At 38.8% G+C, this 19,782-nt stretch carries 12 protein-coding genes and 2 tRNA genes; 12 read left to right on the plus strand and 2 right to left on the minus strand.

The genetic code is table 11. The features are described 5' to 3' along the window. The first annotated feature begins 19 nt into the window (after nucleotides 1-19). Nucleotides 20-1,282, plus strand: a complete 1,263-nt coding sequence (locus ACKWB9_RS15180; protein ID WP_414003866.1) for a tetratricopeptide repeat protein — start codon at nucleotides 20-22, stop codon at nucleotides 1,280-1,282. 138 nt (nucleotides 1,283-1,420) lie between these two features. Here ACKWB9_RS15180 and ACKWB9_RS15185 read toward each other — a convergent pair whose 3' ends face one another. Together ACKWB9_RS15185 and ACKWB9_RS15190 are read right to left on the minus strand one after the other, a co-directional pair. Next, complete coding sequence (locus ACKWB9_RS15185) at nucleotides 1,421-2,173, minus strand: C40 family peptidase (RefSeq protein WP_414003867.1); 753 nt, start codon at nucleotides 2,171-2,173, stop codon at nucleotides 1,421-1,423. A 15-nt stretch (nucleotides 2,174-2,188) separates the two neighbouring features. Further along, on the minus strand, nucleotides 2,189-3,364 hold the full coding sequence (locus ACKWB9_RS15190) for an acetyl-CoA C-acyltransferase (RefSeq protein ID WP_414003868.1): 1,176 nt from the start codon (nucleotides 3,362-3,364) through the stop codon (nucleotides 2,189-2,191). A gap of 216 nt (nucleotides 3,365-3,580) precedes the next feature. Between ACKWB9_RS15190 and ACKWB9_RS15195 the strand changes: the two genes are divergently transcribed. The 11 genes from ACKWB9_RS15195 to ACKWB9_RS15245 all read left to right on the plus strand — a co-directional run. Continuing rightward, on the plus strand, nucleotides 3,581-5,614 hold the full coding sequence (locus ACKWB9_RS15195; protein WP_414003869.1) for an HD family phosphohydrolase: 2,034 nt from the start codon (nucleotides 3,581-3,583) through the stop codon (nucleotides 5,612-5,614). A gap of 111 nt (nucleotides 5,615-5,725) precedes the next feature. Continuing rightward, a tRNA-Ser gene (locus ACKWB9_RS15200) sits at nucleotides 5,726-5,809 on the plus strand. Nucleotides 5,810-5,925: 116 nt separating this feature from the next. Next, nucleotides 5,926-6,174 (plus strand): GIY-YIG nuclease family protein, encoded by a 249-nt coding sequence (locus tag ACKWB9_RS15205; protein WP_414003870.1) that lies wholly within the window; start codon nucleotides 5,926-5,928, stop codon nucleotides 6,172-6,174. Further along, a tRNA-Pro gene (locus tag ACKWB9_RS15210) sits at nucleotides 6,165-6,239 on the plus strand. The genes ACKWB9_RS15205 and ACKWB9_RS15210 overlap by 10 nt, the downstream gene beginning before the upstream one ends. A gap of 226 nt (nucleotides 6,240-6,465) precedes the next feature. Then, entirely contained in the window at nucleotides 6,466-6,816 is a 351-nt protein-coding gene (locus ACKWB9_RS15215) for an Arm DNA-binding domain-containing protein (RefSeq protein ID WP_414003871.1), read from the plus strand. A 450-nt stretch (nucleotides 6,817-7,266) separates the two neighbouring features. Next, entirely contained in the window at nucleotides 7,267-11,259 is a 3,993-nt protein-coding gene (locus tag ACKWB9_RS15220) for a hybrid sensor histidine kinase/response regulator transcription factor (protein WP_414003872.1), read from the plus strand. A gap of 308 nt (nucleotides 11,260-11,567) precedes the next feature. Beyond that, entirely contained in the window at nucleotides 11,568-12,731 is a 1,164-nt protein-coding gene (locus tag ACKWB9_RS15225) for a hypothetical protein (protein ID WP_414003873.1), read from the plus strand. A gap of 188 nt (nucleotides 12,732-12,919) precedes the next feature. Then, entirely contained in the window at nucleotides 12,920-15,961 is a 3,042-nt protein-coding gene (locus tag ACKWB9_RS15230; RefSeq protein ID WP_414003874.1) for a SusC/RagA family TonB-linked outer membrane protein, read from the plus strand. Between the two features lie 36 nt (nucleotides 15,962-15,997). Further along, nucleotides 15,998-17,485 (plus strand): RagB/SusD family nutrient uptake outer membrane protein, encoded by a 1,488-nt coding sequence (locus tag ACKWB9_RS15235; protein ID WP_414003875.1) that lies wholly within the window; start codon nucleotides 15,998-16,000, stop codon nucleotides 17,483-17,485. 178 nt (nucleotides 17,486-17,663) lie between these two features. Further along, on the plus strand, nucleotides 17,664-18,707 hold the full coding sequence (locus tag ACKWB9_RS15240) for a glycoside hydrolase family 53 protein (protein WP_414003876.1): 1,044 nt from the start codon (nucleotides 17,664-17,666) through the stop codon (nucleotides 18,705-18,707). 28 nt (nucleotides 18,708-18,735) lie between these two features. Further along, nucleotides 18,736-19,782, plus strand: a 1,047-nt coding sequence (locus ACKWB9_RS15245; protein WP_414003877.1) for a glycoside hydrolase family 2 protein, incomplete at its 3' end; no start/stop codon positions are given.

The raw sequence follows: 19,782 nt of genomic DNA on the forward strand, positions 1-19,782 counted from the left end.
AATTAATATACATTTTAAGATGAAAACTAAAGTTTTAATATTGGCGGCTTTATCCTTCACAATGATAAGTTTTGCTCAAAAAAACGAAATCAAAGCAGCCCAAAAAGCACTTAAGGCAGGAGATGCCACTTCTGCAAAAACAACATTGGAAGCAGCTTCAGAATCCATTTTGGGAGCCGATGTAAAGTTACAGGCACAATATTATTTTGTAAGGGGTCAGATTTATAACGATTTGGCAAAAAAAGGCGACAATAGTGCCTTTGAAGCATCGGTAAGTTCCTTTCAGAAAGTATTGGAACTAGAGAAGAAAAGCGGGAAGTCAAAATATTCCGCAGATACCGATCAATATATTTCTTCCCTGACGGCAGACTTAATAAACTCGGCCGTAACGGATAATGGTAATAAAAAATTTAAGGAAGCGGCGGAAAAACTATATATGGGCTACACCATTTCTCCAAAGGATACCATTTACCTATACTATGCTGCCAGTAGTGCTGTTAATGGAGGACATTATGAAGAGGCCCTAAATTATTATGATGAATTAAAGGCCGTGGGATATGATGGTAGTGGTACTGTATTTAAAGCGACCAACGTTGCTTCCGGAGAGGTAGAGGAAATGGATAAGACGCAAAGAGATCTTATGGTAAAGTCCGGTACCTATAAGGATCCGATCGATGAAAAGACCCCGTCCAAAAAAGCGGAAATCGTAAAAAATACCGCATTGATCTATACGCAGTTAGGGCAAGATGATAAAGCTTTAGAGGCATATAAGGCAGCAAGGGCAAACGATCCCGAAGATGTTAACCTTATTTTGAACGAAGCAAATCTTTATTTTAAATTAGGTGATAAGGATAGGTTCAAATCACTTATGTCCGAAGCTATTGCCGTAGCTCCGGACAATCCGGATCTATATTACAATGTAGGAGTGATCAATATGGAACAAGGAAATCTGGAAGAAGCAAGGGCGTCTTATAAGAAGGCACTCGAAATTAACCCTAGTTATACGAATGCCTATTTGAATCTTTCTACCACCTATGTCAATGAGGGTAACAGCCTTATTGATGAAATGAACACTTTGGGAAATTCAAAAAAGGATATCGCAAGATATGATGAGTTGAAGGCCATGAAAGACAATTTGTTCAAAGAGGGAGCGGAAATTTTGGAAGCGGCTTTAAAAACAAATCCGGATAATCAAAGTGTTTTAACCCAACTCAAAAACATCTATGGTGCAATGGGGGATAACGAAAATTTTATGAGAATGAAAAAACTACTAGGGGAATAACCCTTGAAAATACATTGAGTCGTCCTAAAATAGGTTGACCGATTTAAATAAATTTAGATTGATCCCGTGAAGCTAGCTTCACGGGATTTTTTATTGCGTATAAAAGTGTTTTCATATTAAGGGTCAAATGGGGTTTTTTTATATGATTTTTTTGATGACCCGAAGTTTGTGAGTATAATTCCTTAGGTCATTATTGAATATTCCCGTATGGTCCAAACGGTCTATTCGAACCTTTCCATTAACATGAACGATATAATTATTATCCATAATGATGCCTACATGATCTATAATTCCATTGGGATTATCAAAAAAGGCAAGATCGCCTGCTTCGCTTTCCTCTACAAAGCTAAGTGCCGCTCCCTGGGTAGATTGCTCTTCTGCCGTTCTTAAAAGGGAATATCCGTTTATTTTATAGGCCATTTGTGTAAAACCACTGGTGTCAATGCCAAAAGGTGTTTTTCCGCCATAAAGTTCCGGGGCATTTAAATAAAGTAATGCTGTTTTAATGATGTCCGCTCTTTCGCCTTTCGCATTCGCCATACTCCCTTCATGCTCCACGGATAATTTTTTGGACGTACTTAGGCATGATCCCAAAGGTATCGGGGTCAAAAAAGAATTTTTGTCCGTGACATAGGATATTAGATCCGCGGCATATTTTTTATTGGTTTCCCCATGAATTTCCTGATACTCCTCTTTGGTAATAAATCCCATTTGCCGATTAGGGATCCAACCTTCACATCGGTCAAAAGCTACTCTTATTTTAGACCAGTGTTTTCTGGATTCCAATATTTTAAAGTGCTCTCCAAATAAAAGCTGGGTAATCATTGCGGCAGATTCTTCCGCGGCATTTCTTACGGGAACTATACTCAATGAACAAATACCGTATTGCATGAATTTCTCTCCGAGCTATATTCTTTCTATAATCACTGCCGATGCGCCACCACCACCGTTGCAAATGGCAGCTGCACCTATTTTCCCGTTCTTTTGCTCAAGAACATGCAATAAGGTGATCAGAATACGAGCCCCGGAGCAACCTAAAGGATGACCTAAAGAAACGGCTCCGCCGTTCACATTTACATTATCGTCCGTAAGACCTAATAACTTCATATTGGCCAGGCCAACGACGGAGAAAGCTTCGTTAAGCTCAAAATAATCCACATCGCTTATAGAGATCCCTGCTTTGTCCAAAGCTTTGGGAAGTGCCTTTGCAGGAGCGGTAGTGAACCATTTTGGTTCATGTGCGGCATCGGCGTACGCCCTTATCTTTGCCAAGGGCTTCAAATTTAATTCCTCGGCTTTTTCCCTGCTCATAAGGATCAAAGCTGCGGCACCGTCATTTATAGTGGATGCATTGGCCGCGGTGACCGTTCCATCCTTGGAAAAAGCGGGCCTTAGATTTGGGATTTTCTCTAAAAATACATTCTTGTACTCTTCATCTTCATCTATAGTAATTGGTTCCCCTCGCCTTTGCGGTACGGGTACAGGAATTACTTCTTTCTTAAAATCGCCCCGTGACCAGGCGGTCGCGGCCCTTTTGTACGATTGTATGGCAAAACCGTCCTGTTCCTCCCTTGAAAATTCGTGTTCTACGGCACAGGCATCTGCACAAACGCCCATTGCATTTTGGTCGTACACATCTACCAAACCATCTCTTTGCATGCCGTCTATCAAAGAAGAAGGACCGAATTTTGTTCCGGCTCTCATATGTACGTAGTGGGGTATCGAACTCATATTTTCCATCCCCCCGGCAACTACAATAGAAGCATCTCCCAGGGCAATTGCCTGCGTGGCCTGCATAACGGTTTTCATTCCAGAAGCACATACTTTATTAACGGTGGTACAGGGAACGCTATCTGGAATACCCGCATAAATGGCCGCTTGTCTGGCAGGGGCCTGACCTGTTCCCGCCTGTACCACATTTCCCATTAATACTTCTTCGACCATGGACGGTTCCAAACCAATTTTTTCTAGTGCGCCCTTAATCGCGATAGCACCTAATTTTGGAGCCGGAACTGTCGATAATGATCCCATAAAACTTCCTATAGGTGTACGAACAGCGGAAACAATGACTACCTCTTTCATCTATTACTTTTTATTAGTGTTCATGAATCTTTAATTTCACCAAATTAATACATTGGCAAATACCAATTTTGATTATTATGGTCCATTCCATGATTTTAATCTTGTCTATTGGCGAAATTACTAAATTCCCGTTCAATCTTAGGGTATCCGAATCAATTCCTCATAATAAGGCTATATTTTTCTATTTTTGAAAAACACATTCCTAAAAACTGGTTTTTGGACAACTTATATAAAAAGCAATCGCTCATCTACAAGTATATTCTCTATATAGTTGCGATTGGATTCATTGTTTTTTTCTTTCCAAAAGGAGGCAAGTTTAAATATGAATTTCAAAAAGGAAAACCTTGGCAATATGAGAATTTATATGCACCCTTCGATTTTTCCATTAAAAAATCGGAAAACGAGTTATCCAAAGAAAAAGAGTTTATCACAGAGAATCAAATCAAGTACTTTAGATATCGTCAAGGGATTGTGGATACGGTGTATGAAGAATTCTTGGAAAGAAAGGATTCACAATGGGCAAAAACCGAGTTAAGAAGTACTCGGAGGATATTGGATAAGGCTGCAAAGGAAATTTTGGATTCTATATACCATAATGGGATTCCGGAAAATTTAAAAAACCAATTAAATGACCGATACGTGTTTCTGGTCAAGAACAATGAAGAAAAAAAAATAAGGACTTCCAATTTTTTTCGAATCACAAAGATCAATGATCTAATACAATCTGTATTACAAAAAAAAAGATTGTCCTCTTTTCAAAAAGAGTTTGAGGTACTTTTTTTCGATTTGATCGTCCCCAATGTCACTTATGACCAAAACCTTTCCGAAAGGACCTTACAAGATGCACTTTCAAAAATATCCTATACGCGGGGCACAGTCGATGAAGGAAAGCTTATCATAGCCAAAGGGGAGGTAGTAGAGGCGGAAAATCTAAAAATCTTAGAATCGCTTAAGGCGGAATATGAGTCCGAACTGTGGACGGCAAGCAACTATTATTATATCATTACAGGTTACACTGTTTTGGTAGCCCTGGTATTGATCATGCTTTTTCTTTTTTTAAAGAAATATAGACCCGAGGTTTACGGAAATAATACAAAAGTAACGTTCATCTTTTTTAATATTTTATTGATGGTGTTTATAACGACCATGGTGATAAAATATAACGATACACTTGTTTTTGTAGTTCCTTTATGTATACTGCCCCTTATCCTAAAAACATTTTTTGATGCCCGCTTGGGCCTTTTTGCGCACGTACTCGCCGTACTGATTTTGGGATTTGTGGTACCCAATAGCTTCGAATATATCTTTCTGCAGATCATAGCGGGGATAGTTACCATTTTAACGGTTTCCGAGCTTTACAAAAGAGCTAATCTATTTATTTCCGTTGGGCAGATCACCTTGATCTATATTATAGGTTACCTGGCTTTTCATATCATCCATGAAGGGAACCTCAATAACATTGCCTGGTTTACTTTGGGGCTGTTTCTGTTAAATGGTATGATTACCCTTTTTGTCCAGCCCTTGATATATATTTATGAGAAACTTTTTGGTTTGGTTTCGGATGTATCATTGCTGGAATTATCGGATACCAACTCCAGATTGTTAAAAGAACTTTCCAATAAGGCTCCCGGTACATTTCACCATTCTTTACAAGTGGCTAATTTAGCTGAGGCGGCCGCCAATAAAGTAGGTGCTAATGCCATGTTGGTACGGGTTGGTGCCTTATATCATGATATCGGAAAAATGAAAGACCCAACATTTTTTACCGAAAATCAGATTACCAATGTTAATCCACATGATGATATAAGCCCTAAGGAAAGCGCCCAAATTATTATCGATCATGTAATAGATGGTATAGAATTGGCCCGAAAAAATAATATTCCGGATAGGATTATTGATTTTATACGATCTCACCATGGGACTACCTTGGTCTATTATTTTTTTCAAAAGCAAAAAGAAATGGATGAAGAGATCAATGAACACGATTTTAGATATCCCGGGCCATTACCTTTTTCAAAAGAAACGGCCATATTGATGATGGCAGATGCCGTAGAGGCAGCTTCCAAGAGTCTAAAGGACCCGACTTTTCTTATGATCGATGAATTTGTGGACAGGATAATTGCAGGGCAAATGAAAGCGAATCAATTTTTGAATGCAGATATTACTTTTAAGGAAATAGCGGTAATTAAAAAGATATTCAAGCAAAAACTCACCAATATTTATCATCTTCGGATCGAGTACCCTGAGTAGGAGGCCGGTAATTTCAAAGATTAAAAAATGCTAAAAAATAGTTGCGATCTCGAATAGTATAAAGTACATTTGCATCCGCATTTTGTGCGATAGTTCATTGAGAAAATAAGAGGAGAGGTGCCGGAGTGGTAACGGAGCAGATTGCTAATCTGTCGACGCGTAAGTGTCGCATGGGTTCGAGTCCCATTCTCTCCGCAATTTTCTTTTGATTATATGGATAACTTTTCGGGGTGTAGCGTAGCCCGGTTATCGCGCCGCGTTTGGGACGCGGAGGTCGTCACGCAAGAGGCGTGACCACCCGAAAATAAAGTATGGAATATATAGTTTATATATTATATAGTCAAAAACGTTCAGGATATTATGTAGGTCAAACTAGTAATATTGAAAAGAGACTAGAGAGACATAATAAAGGTTTGGTTCCTTCAACAAAAGGCGGATTGCCTTGGCAACTGATAAAGACTTTGGAAGTCGCCAATAGGTCTGAAGCACTAAAGTTGGAAAACAGGATAAAGAAAAGAGGAGCTAAACGATTTTTAGAAGATAACCAGTTCGGGGTGTAGCGTAGCCCGGTTATCGCGCCGCGTTTGGGACGCGGAGGTCGCAGGTTCGAATCCTGCCACCCCGACAAACCTAGAAGTAGGTAATATCAAAACACTGTTAATCGTATGATTATCAGTGTTTTTTGTTTTTATAGATTTTATTTGATGCCAAATGAATCCATTAAAAACCAATAAAAAGGTTTGTAATTAGGTGTGCAATCGCTCACCAAAAATACACTAACTTTAAAGAGCTTTAGGGCATGATTTGACTTTCGCCTTTACAAATTATTGTTTAACAAAAGTCAATGAAACATGAAAACGAAAAGCACTTTCACGGTTATTTTCTTCACTAGGAAATCCAGAAGCAATCCCAACCAACTTTCCATTTATGTACGTGTTACCGTAAACGGTAAACGAGCAGAGATAAGTCTTAAAAGAAACATTGCCAACAGCCAATGGGATGCCTATAAAGGCAGGGGAAACACAGAAAAGATAAGGGCCTTAAACACTTATCTAGACCAAGTGTACGCCAAACTACTCCAATCCCATAAAGAACTGTTAGAGGAAGATAAAATCATATCCTCGGATGCTGTAAAGTCCCGATACTTGGGAGAAAATGGCAATAGTAAAACCTTACGGGAACTGATAAGTTATCATAACTGAAATATGGTTCGTGTATTGACCTCCTCCCAATTATAGAAAACCAAGCAGTTCTAACTAGGGGGAGCTTACAAAACAACCTCATAAGATTGTTTGTCTAATTCGTTTATCCCTTACTGAATCGGCGCTATACTATATTGCTCGGTTGGAAAGGGTTCAACCATTCCCATTTATCGTCTTGGCACTTAGGAAGCTCAAAAAGAAAAAGTCTGAACGAATCCAGTATTTATAAAAATACATTACAGCCGAAATAACCCCCTATATAAAACTAATTTCACCCTTAAAACGATTGATATTTTCGTTAAATTAATCTTTAATAAATCTTAAAGGAAATCCTAGTTTGGATTATGTTCAAAATGTATTGAAATCATCTAAATAGTATTTTTATTAATAAGAAATTTTATTGTCGTTTACATGAATAGAACGGATCAAAATATATTCCTGCAAAACCTAATGACGAAATTGGTTATCATTATATGTGTGCTTGGTGTGGGTTTCAATAACTTTTGCTACGGGCAATCACAAGCTATTTTTGATAAAATCAATCGTTCCAATGGACTATCCAACAATCGGATCAAAACTATTGTAAAAGAATCGGATGGATTTGTCTGGATAGGTACTAATAATGGGCTTAACAGATATGACGGCTATGATGTCAAAATATATAATCAACAAAATAGCAACCTTACATCCAACGACATAACCGATATATTGATCGACACTTCCAATAGAATTTGGGTTGCCACAAGTGGAGGTGGGTTGAATCTTTATGATTCCGACAATGATAATTTTGAAGTTTATAGAAACGATCCAAATGATAAATCTTCTATTCCATCCAATAATTTAAATATCCTTTATGAAGACAAAAAAGGCAACATATGGATCGGAACCGAGAATGGTTTTTGTCTGTATAACAGTAGTTCGAACGAGTTTATTACTTGGTTAAGTGGCTTCTCAAGTGGAGTTACTTGCTTTTTAGAAACCAAACAGGGATTGCTTATTGGAACATTTGGCGATGGGCTTAAAATGTATGATCAAGACGCTCAAATACTGACCAACATTTTCGAAAACAATTCAGATCTTAATTTTATTCATGCACTTGACAAATTAAATGAGGATGAAATTTTAATTGGTACCAGTGGTTCAGGATTACTTTTGATTAATACAAAGACAAAGCAAGTATCAAATTTTCTCAACGAGAAATTCAAATATGACGGGCATGCCAATATTATTCGTACAATTAAAAACGATGGGGATGGAAACCTTTGGATTGGTACGGATGGCAATGGGGTATTAAATATTGTCAATCCCAATAGTGAAGATTTCAAAGTAAAAAAGTACATCCATAACCCTCAAATGGCCACATCCTTATCGGGGAATGCTATTTACGATATCCTTATTGATGAAAAAACCAATGTCTGGGTCGGAACTGCCTGGAATGGCATGAATTTTTTGAACAGGAACGAAAATGTCAGCATTATTTTAAGTGATAGTGAAGGGGAAGTTACGGCTGCTGTCCTTTCCATATATAAAACAACCGATAGGTTTCTTATGGGCCTTGATGGTGGAGGGTTGACCATACGTGAAAATAATACGGGTAAATCCCTTATCAAAAAAGAAAATGAGGCAGGAGGCAGCTATATTCAATACATTATGCAAGCTTCAGATGGAACCTATTGGCTGGGAACCTTTGCAAATGGATTAATAAATTTTGACATAAATAAGGGGGTATTAAAAAAATTTCAATCTAAAAATGAACAAAACTCACTGAATTACAATGACATACGATATGTAATTGAAGATGGGGAAAACAATCTTTGGGTTGCTTCATGGGAAGGTGGGCTAAGTTATCTGGATACGAAAACCGATACTTTTACCCATTATAAGAAATTAAATGCACGAACGAACTCCATAAGCAGCAACAACCTTGTATCATTACAAAAAGATGGTAAATACTTATGGATTGCCACTTTTGGAGGAGGCGTGAATCTTTTTGATACCCAAAGTAAAGAATTCAAACAATTCAGATATGAAGAGAACAAAGAAAACTCACTGAGTTCAGATAACACTTTTTCAATATTAAAAGATTCCAAGGGATATGTGTGGATTGGAACGGCAGGAAATGGTGTTAACCGTTACGACCCGTACCGGGATAAGATTGAAAGGTTCGAGGATTATGAGATAATTCGATATGCATCCGTCGTTTCTATCATCGAAGATCGATCGGGCAAAATCTGGTTTGGAACCAAAGATGGTATACTCAATTTTGACTACGACAAAAACAAGTTTAACGGCTTCCCAAATCTACACGATGAATTCCATATTAACTCAGCTTTTATCGATGAAGCAGGAGTTCTTTATTTTGGAGGATTACGGGGAGTGATGTCTTTCGATCCAGCTAATTTTTACAATTCAGAAGAAGCCCCCAAAGTCCTCATTACAGATTTTAAACTTTATAACAGGTCCGTTTCGATAGATAAGGAAGGTATTCTCCGCAAAAATATCTTATTAACGGATAACTTGAGATTACCACACAATTTGGACGTTGTTACATTCAATTTTGCAGCGTTACAATACCCATTTTCATTAAGAAGACAATATGCGATCAAAATGGAAAATTTCGATGCAGAATGGAGAAATATTGGCAAAGAGCGTACTGCTACATATACAAACCTCCCTTACGGCGATTATACTTTTAAAGTTAAAAGCAGGGAAAAAGGGATGGACTGGAGCAGTAAGGAAGCCAGCATTGAAATTGAAATATTAAAACCGTATTGGTTGGAATGGTGGGCTTACCTGATCTACTTGTTATTCTTGTTCGTTCTGTTTTATTTTTTAAGAAAATATACCATTGCGTGGGAACGAATGAAAGCGAATCTGAAGTTAGAACAAATTACCAATGAGAAAAACAAAGAGTTGCACAATATTAAGCAACGCTTTTTTATGAATATATCCCATGAAATACGCACTCCGTTAACATTAATTATGGGGGCTTTAAACGGATTGGGCAAAGTCTCGCTTTCAACGAAAGATCAAAAGCGTCTTACAACCGTGGACAAGAACGCTACAAGATTGATGGATTTGGTGGAAGAACTCCTCAACTTTAGAAAGCTTGAAGCAGGCTCTATTGAATTGGAAATTGCCGAAAATGATATGGTAGGTTTTTTAAGGGAGATTTATCTTGCTTTTGGGCAAAAGGCAATAGATAATGATATTGATTTCCAATTTCATACTTCTTCAGAAAAGATTCAGGTATGGTTTGATAAAAAACAATTGGAAAAGACCATTTTCAACATCACATCCAATGCCTTTAAGTTTACTCCTCCAGGGGGTCAAATCAAGATTGCGATCAACATAGTAAAAAAGAAAGTATGCATACGAATTACAGATACTGGAGAAGGTATTCCCAAGGAAAAACTTTCAAAAATATTCAATAGGTTTTATCAGAATGCCGTTACCGAGAAATCAGGGTTTGGAATTGGGCTTTCTATTGCCCATGAAATCATAAAACTCCATTCGGGTAGTATTAAAGTAAAGAGTGTTGAAGGAAAGGGAAGTGAATTTATAATTCTATTGCCCATGGATAAAGCTCCCTACCCAAAAGAAGTCATAAACCATGATAAAGGAAGAGCCCTAACTGGTCCCGAGACTTCAAATGTGACGGATGATGTTGTAATTTCAGAAAATAATGAGTCGGCAGAAACTATTTTGGTTGTTGAGGATCATGAAGAATTGAGGCAGTACATCTGTGAAGTGTTGCTTGACCAGTCTTACGAATTAATTGAAGCAACAAATGGAATGGAGGGGCTGAATATGGCTATGAAACACATCCCCGATTTGATAATAAGTGACATTATGATGCCACAAATGGATGGTATGGCTTTTTGTGAATCCATAAAAACGAATATAGGCACTAGTCACATCCCCGTTATACTTCTTACTGCACGTACCTCAATAGATGACAAAGTAAAAAGTTATGGGATCGGGGCGGATGACTACATCACCAAACCTTTTAAAGAACCTTTGCTTTTGGCCAAAATAAAAAGCCTTTTGCATAACAGGGAATTGATTAGAAATAAATTTAAGACCGATGGTTTGATTTTGCCAAAAGAACTGGCCTTAAATAGAACAGACCAAGGTTTTCTTGAAAAATTGACTGAATTGATAGAAAACAATCTTGATGCTCCAGATTTTGGAGCAAACCAACTTTCTCGCGAAATGGGAATGAGTCATTCGGTACTCTACAAAAAGATAAAAGCATTGTCGGGAATGAACTTGATTGAATTTATACGAGATTATAAACTGAGAATTGCAAAAAGAGTATTGGAAGAACAGAGATATTCAGTAAGTGAGGTTTGCTTTATGGTTGGTTATTCAGATAGGAAGTACTTTAGAAAAGTGTTCAAACAAAAATTCGGGAAAAACCCTTCTGATATCCTTAAATGAAATTGATATCACATGTCAATGCCTGTGTTTATGGGTTTTAAATTAAATAAATCTGCTCCTTTGTCCTGATTCTTAACTGTTTTCAGTAAAAATACTTTCCCAAATTAAGTAGGGCTTGGATTAATTTCCAATTCTCCAATAACGATTTACCCCCTCCTCTCAAACGATTTACCCCCTCATATACCCCTTGGTTTATTTCCAACTTGCACTCATGAATAATTGCGGATATGCTTTACAATTAAAATTCTATGAAAAAGTATTAAGTAAGGCTTCAAACAAAAACTAATGTTGAATTAAAAAATGAAGAAATGAAAACAAAAAAATTAAATCCAGTGTTAATGGGAATGTATTTTTTCCTTTTAACACTTATGGTTGCATGTTCGAGTAGTGATGACACTCCAGAACCGGAACCGGAACCCAATGCACCTACAATAGCTCTGAACCAACCTACCGATTTAACGGATTTAAGGGTTTTGGTCGGAAGTCCATTGACATTTTCATTTACCGTCAATGCCGAAGCTGGTTTAAGTAGTGTATCCTTAAATGGGGAAAGTATCAAAAACTATGACGGAACTTCTACTGCCGATACCTTTACATACGACTTCACAGCACTGGAGAATGGCTCTAACAGTCTTGTATTTGTGGTAGAAGATGCACTTGGAAAAACGACATCACTTTCCGCAGTTGCTATCGAAGCGGTTGGAGACATAGGCTTTTTACTGGCGGACTTTGGAGGAGATTTTGTTTCAAGCACCATCGAAGTAAGGGCTTGGGAGACCGATAGAAGCATTAATGTGTTTAATATTACGAATGCTTTGGCACCGGAAACTACTACAGTGGAAACCGTGGGCAAGCAAAGCGAATATGTCTATGGTGCGGATAATCCAGATACAGAGGCACCAATAGAGTTCCAGGGAAAAGCAATGGCCATTTCTAAGATTGCCGAGCCAAATTGGGGCGGTTGGGACCATAATATATTCAACCTAGGTGAAGCGATTCCTTCCGAAATGATTAATGCCCTGCCTCAAGTGGCTGACCCTGTAGATGGAGGATTAACGACCGACAATACGAAAGTAGTACAGATAGATGCCTATTATGATGATACGGTAGATGATGATTGGTCATTTTCCGATATTGCTGCTATCGATGGTGATGCGCCCCAAGGGGCTGATAAGACCGCAGGTTACCAGGTTGAATTAACCTTAATTAATTATGCGCAACATTCGGTCAACTGGGATGGTGCAGGTTTTTATATCAATTATCGTGCTCATATAACAGAGCCTAATAAGTGGGTTACTTTAACATTTGAATTGTTGGATAATTCTAGGTTGGGGAGCTTTTATGGGGTTAATGAAGAGGCACCAGGGCCCGATCAGGTCGATGGTTTTAAAATCGTCGGGAATGCTGGGTACACTGGTATGGATCAAAACCCGGTATACTTTAGAAATTTGAGAATAGTGGATGCCCAGTAAAAAAATAAGAAGAAAATTTAGCTAGGTTTTAATTATAGTTAGTATGGTAAAAGAGGGGCCCATTGTAAACTAATGTGTCTCTTTTTTGCCAATTTTTGCACCAAATTCTCTCATGTGGAGGTACTTCCAGACCTGCTGAGGAAAGAGTATCGTTTATCAATTCCCATTTAATTTTAACTATACATCAAATGATTAAAAAACAATACCTGCATGTATTGCTATTCTGTCTTTTTGGCCTTTTGGCCCAAAACGGGTGGGCGCAAATTCAAAAGACTATTACTGGCCAGGTCACTTCGTCAACTGATGGAATTCCTCTTGGTGGCGTGTCTATTGTTGTTAAAGAAACCACAAACGGCACCGTTACTGATTTCGACGGTTATTACTCAATAGAGGCCCAAGAAGGTGATATATTGACATTTAGTTATTTAGGGTTCAAAACCTTAGAAAGGACCGTTTCCGATAATCTTAGCATAAATATTGCTCTGGATGAAGATGTTAGCAACTTGGACGAGGTGGTCGTTGTTGGTTATGGAACCCAAAAGAAAAGTGATTTGACCGGTTCCGTTGTTTCTGTAAAAGCGGAAGATTTCAACCCCGGTCCTGTTGTTTCGGTGAGCAATCAACTTCAAGGCACTGCTGCTGGTGTTGTATTGTCCCAAAACAGTGCACAGCCCGGTGGTGGTTTTAGTGTGAGGATCCGTGGTAGAACTTCAATTAACAGTAGTAATGAACCTTTGTACGTTGTTGACGGATTTCCTATAACCAGTGATCCCCCTACAAACAATGTTACAGGCTCGACGGTAAGACAATCACCGTCAAGAAATCCATTGAATACATTAAATCCGGAGGACATTGAATCCATTGAAATTCTTAAGGACGCATCGGCCACGGCAATTTATGGTGCCAGAGGTGCTAATGGAGTGGTTTTAATAACCACAAAAAAAGGGAAATCTGGAAAAGCTTCTATAAACTATAGTTCTTCTTACACCGTCTCCACTCCGACCGAGTTATATGATTTACTGAACGGAAGCGAGTTCGCTCAAGTCACCAACGAGGAAGCCGGGGCTCCCATTTTTTCCGCAGCACAGGTAAATACTTTGGGTGAAGGTACTAACTGGCAGGAAGAAATATTGAGAAATTCCAGTTTATTTGGTCATTCGTCTACAGTTCAAAAACATCAGATTTCATTTAGTGGAGCAACCGATAAGGTGAACTATTACATTTCGGGAAACTACTATAAAAATGAGGGGTTGGTACAGAAAACCGGTTTAGAGCGCTTTTCAGGAAGATTAAATCTATCTACTCAAATCTCGAAAAAATTCAAATTGGGATTAAACTTAACCGCAACAAGGACAAAAGATCAGTTGGTGAACTCAGGTTCTGGAGACTCTGAAAACGCCGGTGTATTTATAAATGCTAGGCGTTGGTCTCCCGCTGTGCCAGTTTTTGACCAAAATGGTAACTTTTCTGTACACCCTTCCTTTCCTACACAGATATCCAACCCGGTATCTATTTTGAATATTGACGATGAGATTGTAACAAAAAGAGTATTGGCTACCTTTTATGGAGAATATGAAATTTCTGATGGCTTAAAAGCAAAATTGAATTTAGGTATTGATGATCAAAACATTAAAGGCAGGGCCTTTATCCCAACAACATTGTTGAGAGGGGAACAATTGAACGGCGAAGGGGAACTTAGAAATGAAATCATTGAAAATTTATTGGGTGAGTTCACCTTGAATTATTCCAAGCAATGGGGCGACCATTCTTTGAATGCCTTATTCGGGTATACGTATCAAGAGTTACGAAATGAAAGCTTTGGTGTTGTGGCCTCTAATTTTTCCAATGAGACCATTAACATAAATAACCTTGCCGTAGCACAAAATGCAGATAGACTTTTTTCGTTCAAAGCACAGCCCAAATTAATTTCTTATTTGTCTAGGGTAAATTATTCATGGAAAGACAGATATTTATTCACCTTCAGCTTTAGAGCGGACGGGTCTAGTAAATTCATCAATAATCCCTGGGGATATTTCCCATCGGGCGCTTTTGCTTGGAAAGTTCATAAGGAAAACTTTTTTAAATCAGAGGTAATAGATGAGTTTAAGGTTAGGGTTACTTATGGTGTAACCGGAAATCAGGAAGTTCCCAGTCAAATATCACAACAAGTTTTTGGCACGACCGTCCCTTTTGCGGTAGGCTTGGACGCTGCTCGTACAAATGGTTTGGCAGCGATAAACCCCGGAATTCCGGATTTAAGGTGGGAAAGCACTTCTCAATTGAACTCAGGAATAGATTTAGCTTTATTTAACCGTAAATTATCCATCTCGGCAGATTTATATTATAAGCTGACATCTGATATTTTATTAGAATTTCCGCTTCCCCTTTCATCTGGTTTTACCACAACTATAGCAAACAGGGGAAAAGTGAAAAACCAAGGGGTTGAATTGGGTGTTCGCTATAGTGACAATCTTACGGATCAATTAAGATGGACATCGGCCTTTAATATCGCTTACAATGAAAACAAGTGGGTCGATAGAGCTGGTCAAGCCATAAACCCATGGGTAGATGAGTTCGGCTCTACGGAAGATGAGTACGGTTATATTGTAGATGGTATTTTCAGAACACAAGAAGAGGTAAACAATAGTGGGCAAAGAACCACAGCTGAAAATGTTGGCGATAGTCCCGGGATGTTCAGGTTTAGGGATGTTGATGGTGATGGAGTCATCAGAAATACAGATCAAGTTCTCTTAGGTGTAAGACAACCTAAAGTTACCGGAGGATGGAACAATAGTTTTGAGTATAAAAATATTGACCTCAACTTCTTTTTTCAAGGTTCTTTCGGGAATGTTCGTCGAAATGGAATCAGAGCACGATTCGAAGATGTGGGCGATATATTGCTTTCCCGTAATAAATTGGCAACGGTTTTGGACCGTTGGACCCCCAATAACCCCAATGGCAGTATTCCTTCCGGTCAGGCCAGTATTTCAGGATTCGGTAGTCGAAGTGGTAATTCGGTTTATGTGGAAGATGCCTCATTTGTGCGGTTAAGAAACGTAACACTGGGATATACGTTTAAACCGAAGCAATCAGCTTTCGATAATTTTAGAATCTATGCTGATGTGCAAAACTTATTTGTGATTACGAAATATACGGGGCTGGACCCTGAGACCGACGATGATTTCCCAAACCTGAGGTCATTTACCTTAGGATTGAACGTCTCTTTTTAAAGGACCATAATTTTTATAAAATTAAAAAAATGAGCTATGAATAAAATTAAAAACTCAATTCTAATAAGCATATTTTGCATGGTAGTATTTTCCTCCTGCGATCAAAGCTTAGAAGAGGAATTGTTCGATGTCGTATCGACCAATAATTTCTTTCAAGATGATGAGGACATCATCAATGCCTCGAATGCCATTTATTCAAATTTGAGAGGGCATAACAGAACCACGACCAATGATCCAGGATGGGGGTTATATACCTATGCGGATAATGTTTCACTATTTCACCACGGGGATGCTCCAACAGATGTATTTGAGTCTTTATGGGCAGACGGATTTCCTGGGGGTTTTTGGGGAAGGCTCACACTTTTCACCTTTAACCAAAGTAGTGCCACAGACCCCTACAGAAAATTGTTCGAGGGGGTATCAATTTGTAATAATATTTTAGAAAATGTGGCTTCCGATAATGAAGAACTGAGTGAGGAAATTAGAAATAGGGTAAGGGGCGAGGCTTTTTTTGGGCGCGCTCTGCATTACTATTACCTGTATAATATGTACAGAAATATCCCCCTGATAACCGAAGTGAATGGAGATCCTTTCTTTTTGCCCGAACAAGCGAATCCACAGGATATTTTCGAACAGATGGTCAGTGATCTTGAGTCAGCTATTGGGTTGTTGCCGGCAACTTACGCCAATGAAGATTATGGCAGATTTACACAAGGAGCCGCCTATGCTTTGCAAGCAAGGTTATATTTAAATGAGAAAATGTGGGTGGAAGCAGCGGAAAGCGCACAAAATGTAATGAATTTGGGAGTATATCAAATTGTCAACGATTTTAACTCAATTTTTGCTCCTGACAATACGGGAAATCCGGAGATTATTCTATCGATGGTATCCTCAAATGCTGTGGCGGGAATTGGAAATGTTTTTGTTGCAACAACTGCCCCGGCCGATTTTGTAAGCTCATCTTGGGGAGGAGCGCGCGTACCGGATTCATTCTACGATACCTTTGATTCCGAAGATATTAGAAGAAGTGTTCTCTTAAAGGAATATGAGAGCAATACAGGTCAAATAAGACAAGTGACCGATGGTGCGATAATTCTTAAATACGGTATTGACGATGGGAGAATAGGGCCATGGGCTTCCAATGATATTGTGGTGGACCGATATGCGAATGTATTATTGACCCGGGCCGAAGCGCTAAACGAATTGAACGGTCCTAACCAAGAATCCATTGACTTAATCAATCAAATTAGGGATAGAGCCTTCAATAATGATAACTCCAAAAGAATCTCTTTGAGTGATTTTGCTTCAAAAGATGATTTACGAGATCACATTTTGGCGGAAAGGGCCTGGGAGCTTTACAGTGAAGGCTTTCGAAGAGAGGATTTGATCCGTCACGGAAAGTTTATATCAAGTGCGAGAGAAAGAGGCTTGTTGGCCCAGGACCATCAAGTATTATATGCTATTCCGCAGTCCGAACTCAATAGAAATCCTAACCTTGATCAGAATCCGGGATATATAAATTAAATCAAAATTAAATATGAAGGTGCAAATGGGAAGACGACTTGGTTTAGGGATAAAGATACTAAACATTAAGGCTGTTGTTTGCTTTGCGATTTTGTTTCAGTTATTTCTAACCATTTCATGTTCATCCCCGACCTCTATATATGATGAGTCGGAAAACCCTCAGATAGAGCCTGAAACAATGGCACCGAATAGTTCTTTTGCATTAGGAGCAGACCTTTCCTATGTAAATGAAATGGAGGATTGCGGTGCCGTTTTCAAAAATTCTGATGGTTTAGAACAAGATCCTTTCCAAATTTTCAAAGAAGCTGGAACCAATCTTGTTAGGGTACGATTATGGCATAATCCACAATGGACCTCATATTCCAATCTTGATGATGTAAAAAAAACAATACAGAGAGCCAAAAATAACGATATGCAGGTTTTACTTGACTTTCATTATTCTGATACTTGGGCCGATCCAGGGCGTCAAGAAATTCCGGAAGCTTGGGAAAACCAATTGGAGAATACCGCTGATCTTGCAAAACTACTGTACGATTATACCTATGATGTTCTCTATGATCTGGGAAACTTAAAGTTATTGCCCGATGTCGTTCAGGTCGGAAACGAAATCAATCCAATGATCTTACAAAAGGGCGAGTTAAAATGGCCCATCGATTGGAGTCGAAATGCTGCACTTTTGAATAACGGAATTAAAGCTGTAAGGGATATTTCAAATGAAATGGAAAAGGAAATTGGTGTAATGCTACATATTGCCCAACCAGAAAATGCGATATGGTGGTTTGAACAAGCTGCAAACAATGGTGTTACTGATTTTGATTGGATAGGACTCTCATATTACCCTATTTGGTCAGAATTCAATTTGTCAAACGTCGGCGAAGCTTTCGCCAACTTGATAACTACTTATGAAAAGAGACTTATGGTAGTAGAAACTGCCTATCCATTTACACTAGAAAATATTGATGCGGCAAACAATATTTTGGGACAAAATGCATTGTTGATGGAATTTCCCGCTACAGAACAAGGCCAATATAATTATCTTAAAAGGCTTAAGGAAATCATAGAAATTTCCGGTGGTGAAGGCTTAATATATTGGGAACCTGCATGGGTTTCTACCGGATGCAACACATTATGGGGGCAAGGTTCTCATTGGGACAATGCAACCTTATTCAACCATGAATCCAAACCCACTAAGGGAATGGATTTCTATTCATTGAATAATTAATTTTCTAATCTTTAATCACTTACGATAAATGAAAAAAGGTATCGCAGCTGTTTTTATAATTTTTGCATTTATAATGATTAGCGGACTCATGGCGTACGTTTTAAAAACCGAATCAACACGACAAATCATTGATTTTAACAAGGAATGGGTTTTTAGTTTGGATAGCGAATTTTCGCAAAGCTATCCTGTAGATATACCCCATACACCTAAAGTTGAACCCTTGGTTGTCAACAACCAGTGGCAGGGGACCATGTGGTACAAGAAGGAGTTTGAACTCGCCCCGGGCAACAACAAAAAGGTCTTTCTTCGATTTGAAGGGATAATGCACGAGTCGGATGTCTGGTTGAACGGCATACACCTAAACCACCATATGGGCGGTTATCTGCCTATCGGTATCGACTTATCAAAACATTTGAAAGAGGGGAAGAACACTTTAACGGTAAAAGCGATCAATACCGATAACCCGGTCATTCCACCTGGAAAACCATTAAAGGATCTCGACTTTAACTATTATGGTGGGATTTACAGGGACGTTGAATTGATCACAAAAAACGATGTTTATGTTTCGGACCCTATGTTGGCCAATAAAACCGGTGGGGGAGGAATACTGGTCCATTTTTCGGACATATCCGGTGAATCGGCAAGATGCAGCGTAAAGATCCATGCGATGAACGGATCCGGTCAAGAAAAAGAGGTATATGCCGAAGTTGCCCTAACCGATGGTAGCGGAAATAGTATCAGTCAAGAATCCCCTAAGGTATCAGTGGGCCCGAACCGTGATAACGAACTTTCCATCTCATTGGATATTGATAGACCAAAGCTTTGGAACACGACATCCCCCCATTTATATACATTGACAACAAAGCTGTACAGCAATGGACAAAAGGTAGACAGTCTCTCCCAAAAAGTGGGCGTTCGCAAAATCGAACTGAACAAAGAAGGCTTTTTCTTAAACGATAAAAAAATGTACCTCCGCGGGACCAATAGGCATCAGGAATACCCCTATGTCGGTTATGCCATTTCCAATGAGGCCAATTATCGCGATGCGATCAAGATAAAACGGGCAGGGTTCGAT

Source organism: Maribacter spongiae (assembly GCF_047345125.1).
Lineage (GTDB): Bacteria > Bacteroidota > Bacteroidia > Flavobacteriales > Flavobacteriaceae > Maribacter.